Source organism: Priestia megaterium, from assembly GCF_009497655.1.
In the GTDB taxonomy this organism is placed as follows: Bacteria; Bacillota; Bacilli; order Bacillales; family Bacillaceae_H; genus Priestia; species Priestia zanthoxyli.
The window spans coordinates 2,743,512-2,763,150 of sequence record NZ_CP023317.1 but is presented as its reverse complement, the minus strand read 5'-3'; the positions used below and the strand labels follow the sequence as shown (position 1 = coordinate 2,763,150).

General features: G+C 38.7%; 21 protein-coding genes. 16 read left to right on the top strand and 5 right to left on the bottom strand.

All coding sequences use genetic code 11. From position 1 onward, the window contains the following. Positions 1–85: 85 nt before the first annotated feature. The gene (locus tag CEQ83_RS13920; RefSeq protein ID WP_155017330.1) at positions 86–1,258 is read left to right on the top strand and encodes an iron-containing alcohol dehydrogenase; all 1,173 of its coding nucleotides are present in this window, start codon (positions 86–88) and stop codon (positions 1,256–1,258) included. Between the two features lie 36 nt (positions 1,259–1,294). Here the strand turns inward: CEQ83_RS13920 and CEQ83_RS13915 are convergent, their stop codons facing one another. Further along, on the bottom strand, positions 1,295–1,627 hold the full coding sequence (locus tag CEQ83_RS13915) for a hypothetical protein (protein ID WP_028412940.1): 333 nt from the start codon (positions 1,625–1,627) through the stop codon (positions 1,295–1,297). 199 nt (positions 1,628–1,826) lie between these two features. Between CEQ83_RS13915 and CEQ83_RS13910 the strand changes: the two genes are divergently transcribed. The 7 genes from CEQ83_RS13910 (at position 1,827) to CEQ83_RS13880 (ending at position 8,362) form a co-directional block, all read left to right on the top strand. Continuing rightward, a complete protein-coding gene (locus CEQ83_RS13910; RefSeq protein WP_155010066.1) occupies positions 1,827–2,864 on the top strand; it encodes an EAL domain-containing protein in 1,038 nt (345 codons plus the stop codon). 172 nt (positions 2,865–3,036) lie between these two features. After that, complete coding sequence (locus CEQ83_RS13905) at positions 3,037–4,281, top strand: YeeE/YedE family protein (protein WP_099331099.1); 1,245 nt, start codon at positions 3,037–3,039, stop codon at positions 4,279–4,281. 313 nt (positions 4,282–4,594) lie between these two features. Beyond that, on the top strand, positions 4,595–5,701 hold the full coding sequence (locus CEQ83_RS13900) for a CapA family protein (protein WP_014459640.1): 1,107 nt from the start codon (positions 4,595–4,597) through the stop codon (positions 5,699–5,701). A gap of 92 nt (positions 5,702–5,793) precedes the next feature. Next, on the top strand, positions 5,794–5,979 hold the full coding sequence (locus tag CEQ83_RS13895) for a DUF4083 family protein (RefSeq protein WP_013057499.1): 186 nt from the start codon (positions 5,794–5,796) through the stop codon (positions 5,977–5,979). Between the two features lie 100 nt (positions 5,980–6,079). Next, positions 6,080–6,313, top strand: a complete 234-nt coding sequence (locus tag CEQ83_RS13890; RefSeq protein WP_063247778.1) for a hypothetical protein — start codon at positions 6,080–6,082, stop codon at positions 6,311–6,313. A gap of 104 nt (positions 6,314–6,417) precedes the next feature. After that, the gene (locus tag CEQ83_RS13885) at positions 6,418–6,903 is read left to right on the top strand and encodes a GNAT family N-acetyltransferase (RefSeq protein ID WP_028412945.1); all 486 of its coding nucleotides are present in this window, start codon (positions 6,418–6,420) and stop codon (positions 6,901–6,903) included. 127 nt (positions 6,904–7,030) lie between these two features. Next, positions 7,031–8,362 carry a TIGR00366 family protein gene (locus tag CEQ83_RS13880; protein WP_014459643.1) on the top strand — a complete coding sequence of 444 codons (1,332 nt, stop codon included), beginning with the start codon at positions 7,031–7,033 and terminating at the stop codon, positions 8,360–8,362. Between the two features lie 70 nt (positions 8,363–8,432). Here the strand turns inward: CEQ83_RS13880 and CEQ83_RS13875 are convergent, their stop codons facing one another. Continuing rightward, positions 8,433–9,272 (bottom strand): SDR family oxidoreductase, encoded by an 840-nt coding sequence (locus CEQ83_RS13875; protein WP_155017329.1) that lies wholly within the window; start codon positions 9,270–9,272, stop codon positions 8,433–8,435. Positions 9,273–9,502: 230 nt separating this feature from the next. Here CEQ83_RS13875 and CEQ83_RS13870 point away from each other — a divergent pair, with 230 nt between their 5' ends. The 4 genes from CEQ83_RS13870 to CEQ83_RS13855 all read left to right on the top strand — a co-directional run bounded on the left by CEQ83_RS13870 (position 9,503) and on the right by CEQ83_RS13855 (position 14,268). Further along, the gene (locus tag CEQ83_RS13870; protein WP_057244664.1) at positions 9,503–10,465 is read left to right on the top strand and encodes a carbohydrate ABC transporter permease; all 963 of its coding nucleotides are present in this window, start codon (positions 9,503–9,505) and stop codon (positions 10,463–10,465) included. Further along, positions 10,465–11,292 (top strand): carbohydrate ABC transporter permease, encoded by an 828-nt coding sequence (locus CEQ83_RS13865; RefSeq protein ID WP_013057493.1) that lies wholly within the window; start codon positions 10,465–10,467, stop codon positions 11,290–11,292. Before CEQ83_RS13870 ends, CEQ83_RS13865 begins: the two co-directional genes overlap by 1 nt. Before the next feature lie 70 nt (positions 11,293–11,362). Beyond that, positions 11,363–12,646, top strand: coding sequence for an ABC transporter substrate-binding protein (locus CEQ83_RS13860; protein ID WP_014459645.1), 1,284 nt, complete (start codon positions 11,363–11,365; stop codon positions 12,644–12,646). Positions 12,647–12,864: 218 nt separating this feature from the next. Next, complete coding sequence (locus tag CEQ83_RS13855) at positions 12,865–14,268, top strand: suppressor of fused domain protein (protein ID WP_155017328.1); 1,404 nt, start codon at positions 12,865–12,867, stop codon at positions 14,266–14,268. A 90-nt stretch (positions 14,269–14,358) separates the two neighbouring features. On the opposite strand, the gene CEQ83_RS13850 is transcribed toward CEQ83_RS13855, so the two are convergent. Next, on the bottom strand, positions 14,359–14,682 hold the full coding sequence (locus CEQ83_RS13850; RefSeq protein WP_014459650.1) for a YnfA family protein: 324 nt from the start codon (positions 14,680–14,682) through the stop codon (positions 14,359–14,361). Positions 14,683–14,989: 307 nt separating this feature from the next. Here CEQ83_RS13850 and CEQ83_RS13845 point away from each other — a divergent pair, with 307 nt between their 5' ends. Then, positions 14,990–15,976, top strand: a complete 987-nt coding sequence (locus tag CEQ83_RS13845; RefSeq protein WP_155017327.1) for an MBL fold metallo-hydrolase — start codon at positions 14,990–14,992, stop codon at positions 15,974–15,976. A gap of 42 nt (positions 15,977–16,018) precedes the next feature. On the opposite strand, the gene htpX is transcribed toward CEQ83_RS13845, so the two are convergent. Then, positions 16,019–16,891: a protease HtpX gene (gene htpX / locus CEQ83_RS13840; RefSeq protein ID WP_014459652.1), complete on the bottom strand. Its 873-nt coding sequence runs from the start codon at positions 16,889–16,891 to the stop codon at positions 16,019–16,021. Between the two features lie 251 nt (positions 16,892–17,142). On the opposite strand from htpX, the gene CEQ83_RS13835 reads away from it, so the two are divergent. Together CEQ83_RS13835 and CEQ83_RS13830 are read left to right on the top strand one after the other, a co-directional pair. Beyond that, positions 17,143–17,481 (top strand): PadR family transcriptional regulator, encoded by a 339-nt coding sequence (locus CEQ83_RS13835; protein WP_028408974.1) that lies wholly within the window; start codon positions 17,143–17,145, stop codon positions 17,479–17,481. After that, positions 17,471–18,148, top strand: coding sequence for a DUF1129 family protein (locus tag CEQ83_RS13830; RefSeq protein ID WP_014459654.1), 678 nt, complete (start codon positions 17,471–17,473; stop codon positions 18,146–18,148). Before CEQ83_RS13835 ends, CEQ83_RS13830 begins: the two co-directional genes overlap by 11 nt. A gap of 172 nt (positions 18,149–18,320) precedes the next feature. Here CEQ83_RS13830 and plsY read toward each other — a convergent pair whose 3' ends face one another. Further along, positions 18,321–18,908 (bottom strand): glycerol-3-phosphate 1-O-acyltransferase PlsY, encoded by a 588-nt coding sequence (gene plsY, locus CEQ83_RS13825; RefSeq protein ID WP_155017326.1) that lies wholly within the window; start codon positions 18,906–18,908, stop codon positions 18,321–18,323. A gap of 466 nt (positions 18,909–19,374) precedes the next feature. Here plsY and CEQ83_RS13820 point away from each other — a divergent pair, with 466 nt between their 5' ends. Then, positions 19,375–19,563, top strand: coding sequence for a hypothetical protein (locus CEQ83_RS13820; protein WP_016764545.1), 189 nt, complete (start codon positions 19,375–19,377; stop codon positions 19,561–19,563). Positions 19,564–19,639: the final 76 nt, after the last annotated feature.

Here is a 19,639-nt window from a genome sequence, read left to right as displayed (position 1 = left end):
TAATAGATATAGAGAATCTTCAATAATGATGAAGCTGCTTTCGTGATACACTTTTTACAAGAAAAGAAAACTAGAGGTGTAGAACATGAATATATTTTTGCAGCACAATCCTACCAAATTATACTTTGGAAAAAATCAAATTACGAAGCTATCGCAAGAGCTTGCTTCTTACACTAAACAAGTAAACGTTCTGTTAGTATACGGAGGAGGAAGCATCAAACAAAATGGCGTATACGACGAAGTGAAAGCTGAACTTCAGTCTATTGACGCGGTTGTTCACGAGCTGTCTGGTGTAGAACCGAACCCTCGTTTGACTACGGTAGCTAAAGGCGTTGACATATGTAAAAAAGAAAACATTGATTTTCTCTTAGCCGTTGGGGGGGGAAGCGTGATCGATTGTACAAAAGCTATCGCAGCTGGAGCCGTGTATGAAGGGAATACATGGGACTTAATTACACGCAAAGTAGAGATTACAGGTGCTCTTCCTTTTGGAACGGTCTTAACACTTGCGGCAACAGGATCTGAAATGAATTCAACTTCTGTTATTACAAATTGGGAAACAAAAGAAAAGCTAGGTTGGACGTCTTCTCATGTATTTCCCGTCTTTTCTATCTTAGATCCGGCGTACACGTTTTCAGTGCCGCGCGACCAAACAGTCTATGGAATTGTTGATAGTATGTCGCATGCGCTTGAACACTATTTTCACCGCACAGAAAATACGCCAATGATCGACGGCTTTATTGAATCATTGCTAAGAACAGCTGTACAAGAAGGTCCTAAGCTTCTTACAAACCTGACTTCTTATCAGTATCGTGAAACAATGATGTATATCAGCACGACGGCTTTTAACGGAAGCTTAGCAAACGGAACGGATGGAGGAGACTGGGCTACTCATCGTATTGAACATGCTCTGTCGGCCGTGTATGATATTCCCCACGGAGGCGGCCTTGCTATCTTGTTCCCTAATTGGCTGGAGCATGTGCTAAAAGAAGATCCTTCTCGTGTAAAACAACTGGCTGTAAACGTATTTGGCATCAACCCAGAAGGAAAAAGCGATGAAGAAACAGCAATGGAAGGTGCAAAAGCGCTTCGCACTTTCTGGAATGACTTAGGAGCCCCGAACAGCTTGCGTGACTATGATATTGATGACTCTGAATTTGATGCGATTGTTGAAAAGACCTTTGTAAAACCAGGTGTTGGTACTTATAAAGAGCTTGATTATGCAACCGTTCGAGATATTCTAGAAAGATCCAAATAAAAAGACGAGCTGCCTGCTCGTCTTTTTTATATGTACTTAATAATCCATTAGAAAATAAAGAAAGAGAAAAAAGCACAGCAAGATGCAGCCTGCTCCTACCGTTATTTCGGAAAAACCTTGAATAAACGTATTTTTGGAAATGCCTCCTTCATTTTGTAGCTGAAATACGCGTTTTCTTTTGCGCTCATGAACGATTACCAACGAACCAAAAGCAACCGATAATAATGTAAAGAGCGGCACCACAATTAAAAACAGTTTAATAGAATACGCCCAGTACGATATATAGAGCGTATAATACATTGCTCCAGTACTTAAGGCAAAGAGTAGTAAAGAAAATAAAAACCACTTCGTAAAACGGTTTTTGCTCATGTATAGTTCACTTCCTTTTATCAAGTGCGTCTTATGATGTAGACAATAAAACACGTCTATCATTTTACCAAAACTTTTTGGTACATTCTATTTTAGCGGAAAAATAGGGTTTGCAAGTTTCTTAAAAGTGGTATAGTTCCTAAGAACTATCCGTGTATACATACAAAAAACTGATGATAAATGAGGGAGAAGATGAGCTATGGGGTGCGACGCGTGTCTGCCAATTAGGACAGGATATACGGTTTCTTTTCAGCAATCAAGGGATGTGAAGAAATTGGAAAAATACTTTAAAGATATTTCTCAAAACCAATGGAAGACTCTTGGAGAAGATATGATCTGGATGAGGGAAGATATCTTTTGGAGTTTTATGGATTATGTTCATCAGCATCTAGACCCTCGGCATGTGTGGGCTGTAGAAGCCAAGCAGCGGAGCCCGTTTGAAAACCTGCGGCGTATGGAGCCAATCACCGCTTTCCAAAAAATGAAAGATGCCTTGTGGATTGATGAGCTGATTGAAGACAAGCGAATTTGCTCGTATTATCAGCCGATTGTATCGGTTAATCATGAACGCGTGCATATCGTTGGCCACGAAATTTTATCAAGAGGATTAGAAGAAGACGGAAGTATTATACCTCCTTTTAAAATGTTTGAAGCTGCTCAAATAAGAAATAAAACCTTCGCTCTTGACCGAGCCTGCCGCTTAGAAGCTGTAAAAAATGCTAGTATTATTGATCATCAGCTGATTTTTATTAACTTTATTCCTACAGCAATATATAATCCTGAGCATTGCTTAGCATCTACATTTACATTAATTAAAGAATTGAATATAAAGCCCGAGCAAATTGTGTTTGAAGTGATTGAAACGGAGGATGTTCAAGATATTGAGCATTTAAAAAACATTTTGAATTATTATCGCTCCCACGGATTTAAATATGCTTTAGATGACGTAGGAGTTGGCTATAATACGCTGAATCGGCTTTTAGAAGTGGAGCCTGACGTCGTGAAATTGGCATTTGAATTCACAAACGGAGTCAGTAAGAATGAGAAACAGAAAAAAGTGGCCCAAGAGATGTTAGCTATCACCCATAAAATGGGGGCACAGGCTCTTGCAGAAGGGGTAGAAACAGAAGAAGATTTAAAATGCCTGATAGAGATGGGTTATGATTTGTTTCAAGGGTATTATTTTGCAAAGCCTAATCCTAAACCGTTAAAAGAGATTCATTCTATTTACGTTTAGCAGCCAAAAGCAGAAGAACAGAAACTTCTGCTTTTTGTATGAACGAAAGTAAGAATACTCAAAAAATAAACAATTCACTTTCATTTTGCTAAATAGTTTACAGAGAAAGGGAAGTGCTATAAGATGATAAATATTAATTCTTAGTATTTCTATCAGAAAAGGAGTGGATGATTTGGCACAAACGTTGCACTCATCATATAAATCAAAGCCAACTACTGTTGTAACAGAATTAAGCCCTATGCAAAAGCCGTTATTTGCAGGAGGGGTTATAGCAGCGGTTATTTTACTTCTAGCGATTGTGCTAATGACTGATTGGACGCAAGGTGTGTTATTTATTATCGGTCTAGCACTAGGAATGACGCTTCTGTACGCACGTTTTGGCTTTACATCAGCATTTCGCCGACTCGTATCTGTCGGCAACGTTCAAGGCTTGCAAGCGCATATGCTTATGCTAGCGATTGCGTCAACGCTGTTTGCTATTATTTTAAGTACAGGCTTTAGCTTTACAGGGGTAACGCCAAAAGGATATGTTTCACCTGTAGGAGTCAGCGTGATAGTTGGTTCATTTATGTTTGGAATTGGCATGCAGCTAGGAAATGGATGTGCCTCAGGAACGCTGTATTCGTTAGGCGGTGGCTCTTCTTCCATGATTTTAACGCTTTTAGCCTTTATTGTAGGCTCTATGTTCGGGGCGTATCATTTGCCATTTTGGCAAAAACAACCTTCGCTTCCTCCTATTTCATTAGCTGAATCGACAGGCCTTGGTTATTTTGGTGCTTGGATTGTACAGCTTATCGCGTTTGCAGCGATTTACTGGATTACGATTCAAATTGCCAAAAAGAAAAATCCGCCTATGATGAAGCAGCTTCCTACGACAAAAGGGTGGAAAAAGATCATTCGCGGCTCTTGGCCTCTATTCACTGCAGCGATTGTGCTGGCTGTATTAAATGCATTAACGCTGGCTGTAAGAGGAAATCCTTGGGGTATTACTTCTGCCTTTGCTTTATGGGGCGGAAAAGCAATGATGGCAGCTGGAATAGATGTATCAAGCTGGGGATTTTTCCAAGGTGCAAATGGAGAAGCGCTAACGCAAAGTGTGCTAGCAGACTCTACCAGCGTATTGAATTTTGGGATCATACTAGGCGCTTTCATTTCAGCGACGGCGCAAGGAACGTTCAAACCAGGAAAGATTAAACCCGGGGTTGCAGGAGCAGCTGTTGTGGGGGGCCTTTTAATGGGATATGGTGCGCGACTTGCCTTTGGCTGTAACATTGGCGCTTACTTTGGAGGCATTGCTTCATTTAGTCTTCATGGATGGGTATGGATGGTTATGGCAATGCTTGGCACAGGCTTAGCACTATTTATCCGCCCGTTATTTGGACTCAAAAACCCTAAATCTAATGATTCGATTTGTTAAGTTTAAATAAAACCTTCTTTGCATGAGCAAAGGAGGTTTTTATTTTAGGTGATGTTTGGAATCGCTCTGCTATTTTGTGAATCACTTGAAGTTTAGTACAGCTCATCAGTTTTCTCCGCAGCGTTTGCGCGACTTTTCTCTTAGCCAAATCCTCTTGTCCTAACCCAAAAAGAATATAAAAACTTCCTTTTTTTATAAAAATTTCACTTATTTTGCCGATATAACAGGAGAATTGTATGTATTTGGCGAAATAAGCAGTAAACACCAAGTCCAGACACAGTTATCAAAACGTAAAAAGGGGTTTTAACGTTACATGAACAAGTATTTAAAAAAAGCTGTTATTTATGGAAGTTTGTGTTTTTTACTGGGAGCGTGCGGAGGAGCAGGAGAACAAACCTCTTCTGAGCCGCAGAAAAAAGAAGAAACAGTAAAGTCTAAAGAAGAAGCGAGTAAAAAAGAGAAAAAAGACGCAATCAATACAACCATTAAAGTTAGCGCAGCAGGAGATTTTACCTTAGGAAACGATGAAAGCTTTGGGTACGATTCTACTTTTAACGACGTAGCAGCAAGAAATGGCCTGCCGTATTTTACGCAAAATGTAAAATCGATCTTTGAGCAAGATGACTTAACAACGGTTAATTTAGAAACAACGCTGACAACTGCGACGGAAAAAGCAAGTAAAACATTTCGTTTTAAAGGTGATCCTTCGTTTGTAAATATTTTAAAACAGGGAAGTATTGAAACCGTTAACTTGGCTAATAATCATACGCATGATTATTTACAGCAAGGATATGATGATACACGAGAAAACTTAAAGAAAAGCGGAATAGGCTATTTTGGCTATGAAGATACATATATCACAACGGTAAAAGGAGTCAAAGTAGGATTGCTTGGATATCCGGGCTGGGATGACACAAAAGAAGTAAGAAGTCAGATTAAAGACGGAATTAAGTCTTTAAAAGAAAAAGGCGCCAAAATTATCATTGTGCATTTCCACTGGGGATCTGAACGACACTATGTTCCTGATACAGCGCAGCAGGCACTGGCGAAGTATACAATTGATAACGGAGCAGATTTGATTTTAGGTCATCACCCTCACGTTGTTCAAGGAATTGAAGAATACAAAAATAAATTTATTGTCTACAGCTTAGGAAACTTTATGTTTGGCGGAAATAAAAACCCAAGTGATAAGGACACATTTGTATTTCAGCAGACGTTTACGATTAAAGATGGAAAGCTAACGACTAATAAAGACATCAACGTCATTCCATTCCGTATTTCTTCCACAACGGCGCGAAACGACTACCGACCTACGCCTTTAACAGGAGCAGAAAAGGACCGGGTAAAAAATAAACTGATTGATGTTTCCAATCAAATCAAACAGGAAAAGTGGACGGTTTACGATGAAGATAGTAAATGAAGCTCTCAGCACTGAGAGCTTTTTTTTATAAAATAAAGCAGAAATAACTAAAAAAATGATATAATGTAAAAAAATAGATAAAAGGTGGAACTATGGTTAATATAGGTGATATTATTTTCCAAATTCTTATGCTGCTTATCCTGATAGGAATAGCAGGAGTAATAATTGCATTTATTATAGGCTTAAAAAGGTTGATTCAAAAGCAGGGGGCAAATGAAAAAAGGCTTCAGAGAATGGAACAAAAATTAGATGATATGCTGAAAAATAAAGAGTCATGACTATACAGAAGCACTGTTAACACATCAGTGCTTCTGAACTTGACATTTTATAAAAAAGCAGTAAGATATGTATACATCGTTTATATAGGGAGGAAGTTACATGGCAAAGTCAAAAGCAAAAAAAATGCGTGATAAAATGACGCGTGAAGGAAAGCGAAATCCAGAATTAAACCGCAGCCTGTTTATATTTGCAGACATGGAAACGCGCAAAACCAAAACAAAGAAGGAAAAACTTCAGCATCAGCACACAAAACATAAAAAACGATTATCAGACGGAGCGTACAGTACCGGAGATGATCGTTTTTTTATTGCGTTTCATACATCTACAAAATGAAAAAAGAGCTTTTTGACTATCCGTCTTCACTTTGCCTCAAACATTTTTACTGTAAACTTTCACAAAAAACCCTTATGATAGGAAAAGAAGGAGATGAACTAAGAATGCTTACGATTGAAAAAGTACCTAAAAGCCAAGCGGGCGTTTTGCAAAATTTGTATTCTCTTTATCTCCATGATTTATCTGCGTATACACCTTCTTTAGATATTCGCGAAGATGGAGCTTTTCATTTTGAAGAGCTGCCCTTGTTTTGGAAAGTAGAAGGCCTCTCGCCATACTTTATTAAAGTAGATGATAAGCTGACGGGCTTTTTTTTACTTCTTGAACAGCCCGCACTTCAGCAAGAAGCAGATTACTGCATCAATGATTTTTTTATCTTAAACAAATACCGAAAGCAGGGCATTGCTTCTGAAACGGTAAAAGACATTTTCTCTCATCGAAAAGGAACGTATATGATTATTGAGCTTGCAGGCAATAAGCGGGCTATTTCATTTTGGAAACATATTTATGAAAGCTTACATATTTCCTTTCAAGAAAAGAAAATTGAACTTGACGGAGAGCCAACTCTTATTCAAACGTTTAGTGTGTAAACCCCTTCTGGAAAGCAGAAGGGGTTTTTTATTAAACTAAATATTAACAATTTTCAACAAATTATGTATAATTAAAGATGCTTGTCGACATTTATTCACAGGAGCATTCCTGTAAAGGAGGAGTAAAATGAAAGCGTTATCTAATTTCTTCACGGCGCTTGTTCAGCGTTTTTTACCTGATCCGTTTGTATTTGCTTTAATCCTGACGCTGATTTTATTTGTATCAGGTATTGTTTTTACTCCTCACGGGCCGATTGAGATGGTTCAGTTTTGGGGAAGCGGCTTTTGGAACCTTCTTGCATTTGCGATGCAAATGAGCTTGGTGCTTGTCACAGGGCATGCGCTTGCTAGCTCGCCGCTTGTAAAGAAGTGGCTTGTGAACATAGCGCTGTTAGCCAAAACTCCGGCGCAAGGGGTAATTCTGGTCACGCTCGGCGCAGCTATGGCCTGTATGATTAACTGGGGGTTTGGCTTAATTGTAGGTGCGCTGTTTGCGAAAGAAGTAGCGAAACGCGTGCCGGGATCTGATTACCGGTTTTTAATTGCCTGTGCTTACATAGGGTTTTTAACATGGCACGGAGGTTTGTCGGGTTCGATTCCTCTTGTTGCTGCTACACCTGGAAACCCAATGGAAAAAACGGCTGGACTTATTCCGCTGTCAGACACGATTTTTACAGGCTACAACTTATTTATTACCCTCGGATTATTAATTGTCCTTCCTATTATGACAAGACTGATGATGCCGACGGGAAAAGAAGTGGTAGAAATTGATCCAAGACTGTTGGCGGAAGATGAAATGGCTCCGGCTACAGTTGTTGAGACAACTTCTTCTAAGCCAACATTTGCTGTACGCATGGAAAACAGCAGGTTTTTAAGTCTAACAATTGCACTTCTTGGGTATTCATATTTAATTTATTATTTTGCTACAAACGGTTTTAAAATGGATATCAACACAGTGAATTTATTGTTTTTTACGACGGGTATTTTACTTCACCGCACGCCTTTATCCTATATGAATGCCGTTTCCAATGCTGCGAAAGGAACCGCTGGGATTGTGATTCAGTTTCCATTCTACGCAGGTATTCAAGGCATGATGGAGCTATCAGGCTTAGGCGGGAAGCTAACGAACGCATTTATCTCGATTTCAAATGAAACGACATTTCCGTTTCTTGCGTTTTTAAGTTCTGGCGTTGTGAACTTTTTTGTTCCGTCAGGAGGAGGACACTGGGTTGTACAAGGACCTTTTATTATGCCGGCAGCTGAACAGCTCGGCGTAGATCCGGGAGTCGCTGCAATGGCCATTGCTTACGGAGAAGCATGGATGAATATGGCGCAGCCGTTTTGGGCACTACCTGCACTAGCTATCGCAGGGCTCGGAGCACGCGATATAATGGGCTACTGCGTGACGACCTTAATTGTATCAGGCTTTATTTTTGCTATAGGACTAACGTTTTTTTAATACGAAAAGGTCAGCTGAAAAGCTGACCTTTTTTCATTACTTTTTTCTTTCCCAAGCGTATCTATCTACTTTATAAACCAACTTCGCGCGCACTCCAGTCCCAAAATTCTTCTGCAAGCCGTTCATTTTTTGCTCTTGAAGAAGGAGGAGTCACGCGTTTTTTATAAAAATAAGCGCCGCTAATATGCGTCACCTCAGGACTGTCTGCTAAATAAATAGCTGTTTCGGCACCTTGAAGAGGTGTTAAAAAGAAAGGGCGAAGCACGGCGTGAACGCTTTTTCCAAAACCCGTTTGACGATTAACGCCGATAGCGGTAGAAACGGCTCCGGGGTGAAGGCAATTTACGGTTACAGAGGTGTCTTTTAACTTTTTACTTAAGTGAACCGTAAATAAGTTATTTGCTAATTTAGACTGAGAGTATCCTCGCCATATTCCGAATCCTGTTGTTAAGTGAGGGTTGTTAAGGTCTATTTTTCCCGCTTTATGAGCACCGGATCCAACGTTTATAATGCGTCCCTGTTGAGATTTTTTCAGCGGATCTAAAAGTAAATTAGTTAATAAAAAGTGACCCAAATGATTGACACCAAGCATCATTTCAAATCCGTCTTGTGTCGTTTCCCGCTTAATTGTCACGACGCCCGCGTTATTAATCAGCACATCAAGTACACTGTAGCGAGACGTAAAGTCTTCACTGAAAGCCCGGATACTGTCAAGAGAACCTAGGTCACAGGTCATAAGAGATATGGAATCCGATCCGCTTTGGCGTTTCGCTTCTTCTAAAGCGGCATTTCCTCTTTCTTCATTTCGGCATACCATAATGACTTCGAATCCTTTTTTGGCTAGTTCAATCGTTGTGGCCAGCCCCATTCCTGAATTGGCACCTGTAATTAGCGCTCGTTTTGCTGTCATGAGTATGTTCCTCCCAACTACATCTTTTTTCTAGTGTATAAGATAAGAAGATATGTCGTCCACTTCTAGCTTTTTCTTTTATTTCTTTCATGCTTTAGAAAAGTATGTAAAATGTGCACAGGGGAGAAAATGTTGCACAAAGGTCAATATTTTACACCCTACTCGTCAATTAAAGCGGTTTCATAAATAACGGATTTCGCTAAAATAAGACATAGGGAGGTGCTAGTAAGATGAATAGCCAAAGTAAATTACAGGAGACAGAATATGTTCCTTTAAAGCAAGAACTTAAAAGAGAACCATCCATTAATACGAAAAAACGTAAAAATTTGAAAAATGTAGGTTTATTTGCACTATTTGTAGGGCCCGCACTTTTAGCGTTTTGTGTGATTGTACTTATACCATTTTTTACAGGGATTTATTACTCATTTACAGACTGGAACGGAGTAAATGGCACGATTAACTGGGTGGGGCTTGATAACTTTAAGTACTTGTTCACCGAAGATAAGCAGTTTCAGCAGTCGTTTTGGATCACAACAAAATATACGGTCGTTGCGATTATCTTAACGAATGTGGTTGGGTTCGTGTTAGCAATCCTTGTTACTCAAATGTTAAAAACACGAAACATTTTACGTACGGTTTTCTTTATGCCGAATTTAATTGGCGGACTTTTACTAGGATTTGTATGGCAGTTCATTTTCGTAAAAGGATTTGCATCTATCGGACAAATCACGGGAATCTCACTTTTTGAACTTCCTTGGTTAGGAGACGCAAAAACAGCATTTTGGGGCATCGTGATTGTAAGTGTATGGCAAGGAGCAGGTTATATCATGCTTATTTACACAGCAGCACTGCAAAACGTACCGCAAGAGCTGATTGAAGCAGCAAAAATTGACGGAGCAAGCAGATGGCAAATTCTTCGTCACATTACAATTCCAATGGTAGCGCCGGCAGTAACGGTTTGTTTATTCTTAACGATTTCATGGTCGTTTAAAGTATTTGATGTCAACTTATCATTAACAAACGGTGGTCCATTCAAATCAACAGAAATGTTAGCGCTTAACATTTATACAGAAGCATTTGTGAATAACAGATACGGTCTAGGTGAAGCAAAAGCCTTAATTTTCTTTATCGTCGTAGCAGCAATTACAATTATTCAAGTAACATACACCAAGAAGAAGGAGGTTGAATCGTGATGGGAAACAAATATACGAGCAAAACCTTTATTGTTGAAATTTTGGCAGTCCTGCTTGGACTGGTGTTCTTGGTTCCATTTTATTACGTGCTTTCAAACTCGTTGAAGTCATTTGCAGAAATTTTATCAAACACATCGGCACTGCCGACGACGATTCAGTTTCAAAACTTTGTTAATGCATTCAACCAAATGAATTACTTAAAGGTGCTTAGCAACTCGCTAATCATTACTGTTATCAGTAACGCAGTTCTAGTCATCTTCTGTTCAATGGCAGCTTACATGCTGGTTCGAACAAAGAAAAAAATCAGCAGCATTATCTTTATGGCATTCGTAGCGGCAATGGTTATTCCGTTTCAATCCATCATGATTCCACTTGTAAAAGTAGCAGGAAACTTAAATCTGTTAAACAGCATTTGGGGTATTGTGATCATGTACTTAGGCTTCGGTTCAGGTATGACGATTTTCTTATACCACGGATTTATTAAAGGAATTCCAGTTGAGCTAGAAGAAGCGGCAATCATCGACGGATGCTCACGTCTAGGCGTATTCTGGAGAATTGTATTCCCGTTATTAAAGCCAATTACAGTAACCGTCGTTATCTTAAACAGCCTATGGATTTGGAATGACTTCTTACTTCCGTCTCTTGTTCTGCAAGATCCTGAGCTAAGAACGATTCCGCTTGCGACATTCTTCTTCTTTGGTCAGTATACAAAGCAGTGGGATTTAGCACTAGCAGCACTTGTAATCAGTATTATCCCGCTATTAATCTTCTTCTTTGCAATGCAAAAACACATTGTTAAAGGAATTACAAGCGGTTCAATTAAATAATAGAAGCGGCAACAGGGCTGGTTTTGAGGCTGAGGCATCAAAACCAGCAGCAAATAGGGAGGAACAGAAAATGGCATTCAAAATGAAAAAATGGCCTTTAGCAGTAGGTGTTTTATCGGCTACGCTTTTATTTTCAACCGCATGTTCAAACGAAAGCGCATCTGGTAATAAAAAAAGCGGCGGAGATCAAGTAGTAGTAGACGTATTTCAAGGAAAAGTAGAAATTGCAGATCAGCTAAAAGCTCTAACTGATCAATATACAAAAGAACATCCAAACGTGAAGTTCAATATCCAAACGGTTGGTGGAGGAGCTGACGGTGCAGCAGCCTTAAAAGCGCAGTTTGCGTCGGGCAATGCACCCGACCTTTTCACAAACGGCGGATATCAAGAGGCAAAAACGTGGAAAAATAAATTAGAAGATTTATCGGATCAGCCTTGGATTGATGACGCGTACGAAAACACACTTACTCCAATGACGATGGACGGTAAAGTATATGGACAGCCGATCAGTCTTGAAGGCTATGGATTTACATATAACAAAAAACTGTTCAAAAAAGCAGGCATTAAAGAACTTCCAAAAACATATTCGGAATTAGAAGCAGCGGCTAAAAAGCTAAAAGCTGCCGGTATTACGCCATTTTCTATCGGCTACGGCGAGTGGTGGGTGCTTGGAAACCACGGCTTAAACATTCCATTTGCCAGTCAAAAAGATCCGGATGCATTTATTAAAGGATTAAATGACGGCAGTACGAAAATTGCAGGAAACGAGCAGTTCAAACAGTATGTAAAGCTGCTTGATTTAACAGTGAAATATGGAAACAAAAATCCGTTAACGACGGACTACAACACGCAAGTAACGAAATTTGCGAACGGTGAAGCAGCGATGATTCAGCAAGGAAACTGGATTCAGCCAATGCTTGATAAAATTACGCCGAACATGGATGTAGGGATTCTACCTATGCCGCTAAGCGACGATGCAGCTGCATCTGACAAGCTTGCAATTGACGTTCCAAGCAACTGGGTTATTCACAAACAAGCACCAGCGGCAGATAAAAAAGCAGCAAAAGACTTCTTAAACTGGATGGTCACATCTAAAGAAGGTCAAAAAGCGCTAGTAGAAGACTTCAAGTACATTCCAGCCTTTAAGTCAATCGAAGCAAAAGACATCGGACCTTTAGGTGAAGAACTTCTTAAATATTCTAAGGAGCAAAAAACGCTTCCTTGGGAATGGACAAAATTCCCTGAAGGCGTAACGCAAAAATTTGGAGCAGATGTACAAGAATACATCGGCGGCCAAACATCTGAAGATGAGCTGTTAAAATCATTAGATAAAAGATGGGCTGAGTTGAAGTAATGGAAAAGACAACCTTTGGGTTGTCTTTTTTGTGGAATCAAAGATATGATATTTTTGTATCTTTATCCTTTTTATAGAAATTAATTGTGTATAAAAGGTTAGATATTCCTATTTAGATAGGTTAGCTGAAACTTTATAATGGATAATATAGGGAAAAGTTAGATTAAATACAAAAAGTTTGATGGTTTTCTAATTAAAGTGATAAAAGAGGGAATTTAATGGGTAAAGTGTATGAAGCAAGTTCGCTGCTTGCTCATGCAAAAGAGCGTGTAAGTACATATAAAAAGCTTAATGAAGAACTAGGTGATCTGATGAAAATATGGCAAATGTATTGCACCGAAGAAGCTGTTCAACTGACAGTAAAGAATAAACAAAAGAATGAAGATCTTTTCGATAGGGGACTTATGGGAGAGTCACTTCAGCACAGCTGGGAATCTATTGCGATGGAAACTTTTCAAGAAGGAGAGTATAAGGACTACATAACATATAAAGGGCGTTCGAATCCCCCTATTTTCTCAGAAAAGGCTACTCAGCATTTAGGCAGTTATTTAACAGACAGTGCTGAAATACTACGGTTAGTTCACAATGACGAGAACTATTATGCAATTAATATTACAAATATTTTAGAATGTATTGATTATGACAATTCAATACCTAATAAGTTTGGCGGTTTTGAACAAATAGCATTTATAGAAAACGAATTGAAAAAGAGTCATATTTTCCGTACAAAATCAACCAAGCATCGCTTCGGAGATTTTCCAATAATCTCTCAAGAAATTTATGTATCAGATGACGTACGCGATTATATTCTTCGAAGTGATTTAACCGGTTTTACTTTCTATGAAGTATGGTCATCACAGGAAGCAGAAGCTTCAGTTGAAGAGTTAAATCCATTTGTTCGCGAATCGCTCGATGAGGATGTGGAAGCTCACTTACAAGCATATTATGGGCCGATTATCCGCCGTGTTGAAGCAGAGTCAGCTGAGGTGACAGAGGCAGCTTTTTATGAAATGGCTCCTACAGAATCAGTGCCGTTTTATACGGTAGCAACACATGGTTATAGTACGCTTCGCCTGCCGGCACCCCCTGGATTAGACAGCGCGTACGTTGAACTGGTGATGCATGCAGATCAAGATCCGTTTGAAGATAAACGGTACAGCTGGATTCCACAAGTCATGCATCAAGTAGGAAGCTTTGCGGTAAACCATATGAATTGGATTGGTCAGTGGATGGTGTTTCCAAATCAAGAGCTGGATCGCTACGTGGATACCTATGAACGAACGTTAATAGGTGAAAAAGTGAAGCTGCCATTACAGGTTCAACCGTATTCACCAGAAAGCGGCTTTTGTGGTGTTATGGTCGTGCCTCCTTTGCCGCAGTGCCAAGAGGCATTTATGATGCCGTATCTTGAAAACGGAAAAGAAACCCACGGAGAGTGGCCAGTCTATTTCCATACGCTTCTCCCTTTGTATGAAGAAGAAATGGAGTACTATTTCCAGCATGGACAAGAAGCTTTGCTAGAAAAGATGATGGAAAATGGCATCGAACACTTATTTAATTTACATAGACCTAATACGTTTAAGGAAAAAAGAAAAGGCTTTTTCGGCAGATTCAACAAGTGATAAATAAAAAGTAGCCAATATATAGGCTACTTTTTATTTTGGTTCCTCTGAACAAAAGGGGAAAAAGCGCGCTCTTTCCTGTGTGATTACTTAACTTCTTGGCCAAAGCATAACCGCTACGCCAATCAGACACACAAGTCCGCCAATCCAATCGTATGTATCGGGCATTTTTTTATCAACCCACCATGCCCAAAACAGGCTTAAAACAATAAAAATACCGCCGTAAGCTGCATATACACGTCCAAAGTCGGGGAACGACTGCCACGTAGCAATGACGCCGTACAGCACCAAAGCAATACCGCCCAGAAGTCCTAACCAGCTTGATGCTCCTTCGCGCAGCCACTGCCAAATCAAATAGCCTCCGCCAATTTCAGCAAGACCTGCTAAGATAAAAAGAAAAATCGCTTTAATCATAACCTATACTCCTTATATCATCATTTCGTCTCTTTATTCTATCTTACTTTTTTCGTTTGATGAACCATTCGTTTGCTTTAAATAAGTACACTGGAAAGCATTCCTTTATCAATTTGTCTTCAAACCTGCTAAACTATTAATAGTATGAGTTTATGTGACTGTTTGTACGAGTGCAAAGAGCTATGTAATGACTGCTCCTCAGAGTACTTTTACAGGTAGACGTTAGCAGGAAATTGACTAATTAAAAGAATAAGACGTTTAACAGTATAAAAAAGTAAAAAGAATGCAGATATAGGGGTTTGGTAAAATGAGTTTAGATCATAAAGTGATACGCATTGAACTGCCTACGCCATTTCCAATTGGACCAGTGAATGTGTTTTTATTAAAAGCAGACAAGTTAACGTTAATTGATGCAGGTATGAAAACCAAAGAAGCGTGGAGCGTTTTTGAAGAGGCGCTTCGTAAAGAAGGATATAAAGTAACAGATATTGAACAAGTTATTCTTACTCATCAGCATCCGGATCACACTGGATTTTTAGAATGGCTGCCGAGTGATATACCGGTTTACGGCCATAAGCTTGTGGAGCCTTGGATTTTCCAAGATGAAGAGTTTGTTCAGCAGCATAATGAGCTATATCGTAATTTCCTTATGGAGTTTGGAGTCAGTGATGATGTAATGGAAGAATGGCTTCGTAAAGCAACGGCTGCGATTCAAGTTTATTCACCTAAAGGGCAGAAGCTGGCAGGCTATTTAAAAGAAGGAGATACACTTCCGTATGCGAGTGAGTGGGAAGTAATTGAAGCACCGGGACATTCGTTAAGTCAGCTGATGTTTTACAATCGCAAAGAAAAAGTTGCGTTTGGCGGAGATCATATTTTGCCAAAAGTACCGTCAAACCCGTATTTAGAGCCAACCATTCAAAATCCCAAGCCAACGCCGCTACTGGACTACTTAGCGTCTCTAGAAAAAACGTTGAACTACGACATTGATTTGATTTATAGCGGACATGGTGAACCGCTTAGTGACATTCACTCTTTAATTATGGAACGCATTCAAAAGCAGCATAAATGGGCGCTGCGCGTGTTACAAGCGATGGGGGAAGGAAAGAAAACAACGCTTGAAGTCAGCGCTGCATTTTTCCCGGATATGTATCAAAAAGCACCTGACTTTATTTTCTCAGAGGTGTACGGCCAGCTTACGTATCTTGAAAAAGAAGGCTACGTGGAATTAACAAAAAATAAAGACGGCGTCTTACTGTGGGAAGCTGCACGCGTACTTGCTCCTCAGTCATAACATAAAAAAACCAGCTTCCATAAAGAAGCTGGTTTCTTTTGCTTATAGTGAATGCAAGCGCTCAATGCGTTTTTCAAGCGGTGGATGAGTAGAAAATAAGCGTGAGAATTTTTCTTTACCGCTAATTTTAAAAGCGGCAATTGATTTTTGACGGTCATCTACTAATGAAGTAGTATGACGAAGCGATTCTAATGCATAAATCATTTTTTCCTTGCCGCCGAGTTTAGCTGCAAGCTCATCAGCTTTGAATTCACGTCTTCTTGAATGCCAGAAAATAATTGGGCTGCTTAAAATACTAAAGAGAATCTCAAATACAATCGATGTAAGGAAATAAACAACCATCGCAAACTCTTCTCGCACAAAGTTTGACACCGCTTTGGCTACTAAACGAGAGAAGAAAATAACGAATGTATTTAATACTCCTTGCAGAAGCGTAGTTGTGACCATATCACCGCTTTTAATATGCGCTATTTCGTGAGCGATAACGCCGCTGATCGCATCGCGGTCCATTCGTTCCAGCATTCCGCTTGAAACGGCAACAAGCGAGCGTCTTTTACTTGGCCCTGTTGCAAAAGCATTAACTTCCGCCGAGTGATAAATTCCGACCTGAGGCATTTTTCTTAATCCTGCCACAGATGCAAGTCGGTGAGTTTCTTCTAAAACAAATCGTTCATATTCACCTTGAGGGGAACGTTCATCAATAACTTGAACACCCATCATCCACTTTGCCATTAAGCGTGACATCATAAGAGAAATAATCGCGCCGCTGAAGCCGGCAATGACGCTAAATGCCAGCAGGCCGCCGTAACCGCCGCTTCCCATATAGCTTTGAACACCTAATAAAGATGTAATCGTTGTGATTGTAATTAATACTAAAATATTAACGAAAATAAACAGTGAAATTCGTTTTAGCACAAGTCTTCCTCCTTTAACTAATACGTGCATGATAGGTATACGGTTAGTGGAGAGGAAAGGTTTCATTTATTTATTCAAATTTACTAAAAAGATTACTATGTTAAGTGGTTTAATAAAAAAAGTAAATAAATTGTTGATACTTTACCATAAATAGGTTATTATGAATGATATAAAGCTATCTTGTCTTGCAAGGTAGCTTTGCTTTAAAAATGTATCTTGTATAACAAGATAGTGAAAAGGAAGAAATCGATATGTCTTTGAGAAGTCAATTGTTAAAAGGAATTTTAGAAGGGTGTATCTTATCAATCATTCAAAAAGAAACGGTTTATGGCTATGAGCTATCCCAGAAGCTTCAACAATATGGATTAAATGATGTGAGTGAAGGTTCGATTTACCCCATTTTACTACGTCTTCAAAAGGAGGGATTAATAAAGGGAGAAATGAAAGCATCGCCTTCGGGTCCTAAACGAAAGTACTATCATCTTACGGCATCTGGCGAGAGCGCATTATGTGAAATCCAAGAGGAATGGATCAACATTCAAAACCCTGTAAATAAATTGTTGAATAGGAGTTTTTACGATGAACGCTAAGGAGTTAATTAAATTAAATAATAAGAAGCGAAAAGAGCTGACCAAGGAAAATGAAGAGTACTATGATAATATGCTTGTTTACATTCGAACGAGTGTGTCAGTTTCTGAACAGCAGGCTGAAGAGTTATTGATGGAGCTTTTAGATCACCTTATTGACGCACAAGCGGAAGGGAAGCGTGCTGAAGAGGTGTTTGGAGAGAACCTTAAGACGTACTGTGATGAAATGATTAAACAGTTACCTAAAGAACCCTTAAAAAGCACTGCTTTTTTTATAAGCTTTTTATTGTTACAGCTTGCAAGCTTGATGGCTATAGTAAGCGGGATAGGAAATATTGTTGTACATTATGTTAAGGATAGCAGCCAGACTGTTTATATCGGAACGGCAATCGTCACTTTTGTTATTGTTGCAGCTATTATTTCTCTTGATGTTTTTCTGCTTTTAAAATGGATACAAAAATCTGTTTACAAAATTACGAATAAGATTAAGGACTTTTTTCTACTCTTTGTCTTAATTTTTATTTCTCTTGCAGGGATGGTTTTTTTACCAAAGCTTATTCCACCTTTTGGCTATGTAATAGAAGTTGGAGGCTTCTTATATTTAGCTGCTGGTGCCTTAACACTCATCGTTTTAAGGTGGTTAAATAGTAAATATCAAATTACAAAATGAGATATAGGAAGCAGTAAAGTGTATTGTTTACTCTATAATCAAGAGCATTTTTAAAGAAATTTCATAATTTACGTCTATCTTGGGACAAGACGTACTAAAATAATAAAAAAGGTGTTCAACTCATGAACACCTTTTTGGCAACATCATTTAAAGATTACTAACTTTAGTACGTTTAAAAATTAACCTTAGGCTCTGTACCCAATTTAATTCGTTTGAAGTTTTTAATATGCTTCCATGTAATGAAAACAAAAATAACGGCTGCAAATACGATTAGTACAACATCACCTACATAAATTGATGCTAAAAAGGCAACCAATGCGCCAATAGGTGAAGATAAGGATACGTATTTAGAAATTTTGAGAGAAATTAAAAAAGCAAGAATCCCTAGAATGAAAGCTAATGGTGAAAATGCAAGGAATACACCAGCGGCAGTCGCTACAGATTTTCCTCCTTTAAACTTTGCAAAAATCGGATAGCTATGTCCAAGAATAGCAATAAATCCAGGGACAAGCATATGCAAGTGACTATTCATCATAAGCGGCAAACAGACGGCTAGCGAGCCTTTTGCTATATCGCCGATCAATACTATAATACCTGCTTTCTTTCCTAAAGTGCGAAAGGTATTAGTAGCTCCTAAGTTACCGCTTCCGAGCTTGCGAACATCGGTTTTGTAAAAGCCCTTTCCAATCACTAAAGCAAAAGGAATTGACCCAATTAAATAAGCTAATAAGATAATTATAGCGTTTGTCAATACGTTCATTGTTGGCACCTCAAATTGTGTTGTTAGTATTCATTAAAATATAAATGCAGTAAAAGTAGTCTTTTGTATGGCTAAAGGCTTCTAGTTTTTTCGGTGGAGTTTTTGTAAATTCGATTGGCTTTCTAGTGGGACAAGCCAATGCTTTTTAGTATGTTAAGATATTTTTGAACTTTTAAACCTTGATACGTATTAGTATAGATTGATATGTCTATTATGAATATGTAAAAAGAAGAAAAGAGGAGAAACGAAAAGGCAAAAACAAAAAACTTGTAATACAATTTTAAAAATATACCATAAATATTTAAAGGTTAAAAGATATTTTGGGTATATTGTAGTGGAAAAAAGCGTTTCGATCATTTTTTTATGAAAAACAAGACAAAAAAATTAACAAATCCAAAAAAATATAATAAAATGTAAAACAGTGTTTCGAAATATTAACTTCTTAAAATTGAAAGGGGTTCTGCACTTGTTGTGGACAGATATCAAAGAACGAGAAGTAGTTATGTACAAAAACTGCCAGGCGAAAATTTTAGAAAAAAAAGGGCCGAATAAAATAGTCGTTCGAAATCTAGAATTCCCGGAAAAAGGCGATTGGATATCAGCCGAGCTTGATTTTGAGGCTGTTGAAAAATTTGAGAAGAGTCGAGAACACTAATACAAAAAACATTTTATAATACTTCTATTTATCATATAAGAAAAAGCCGAGCTTACATTTTGAGTTCGGCTTCTTT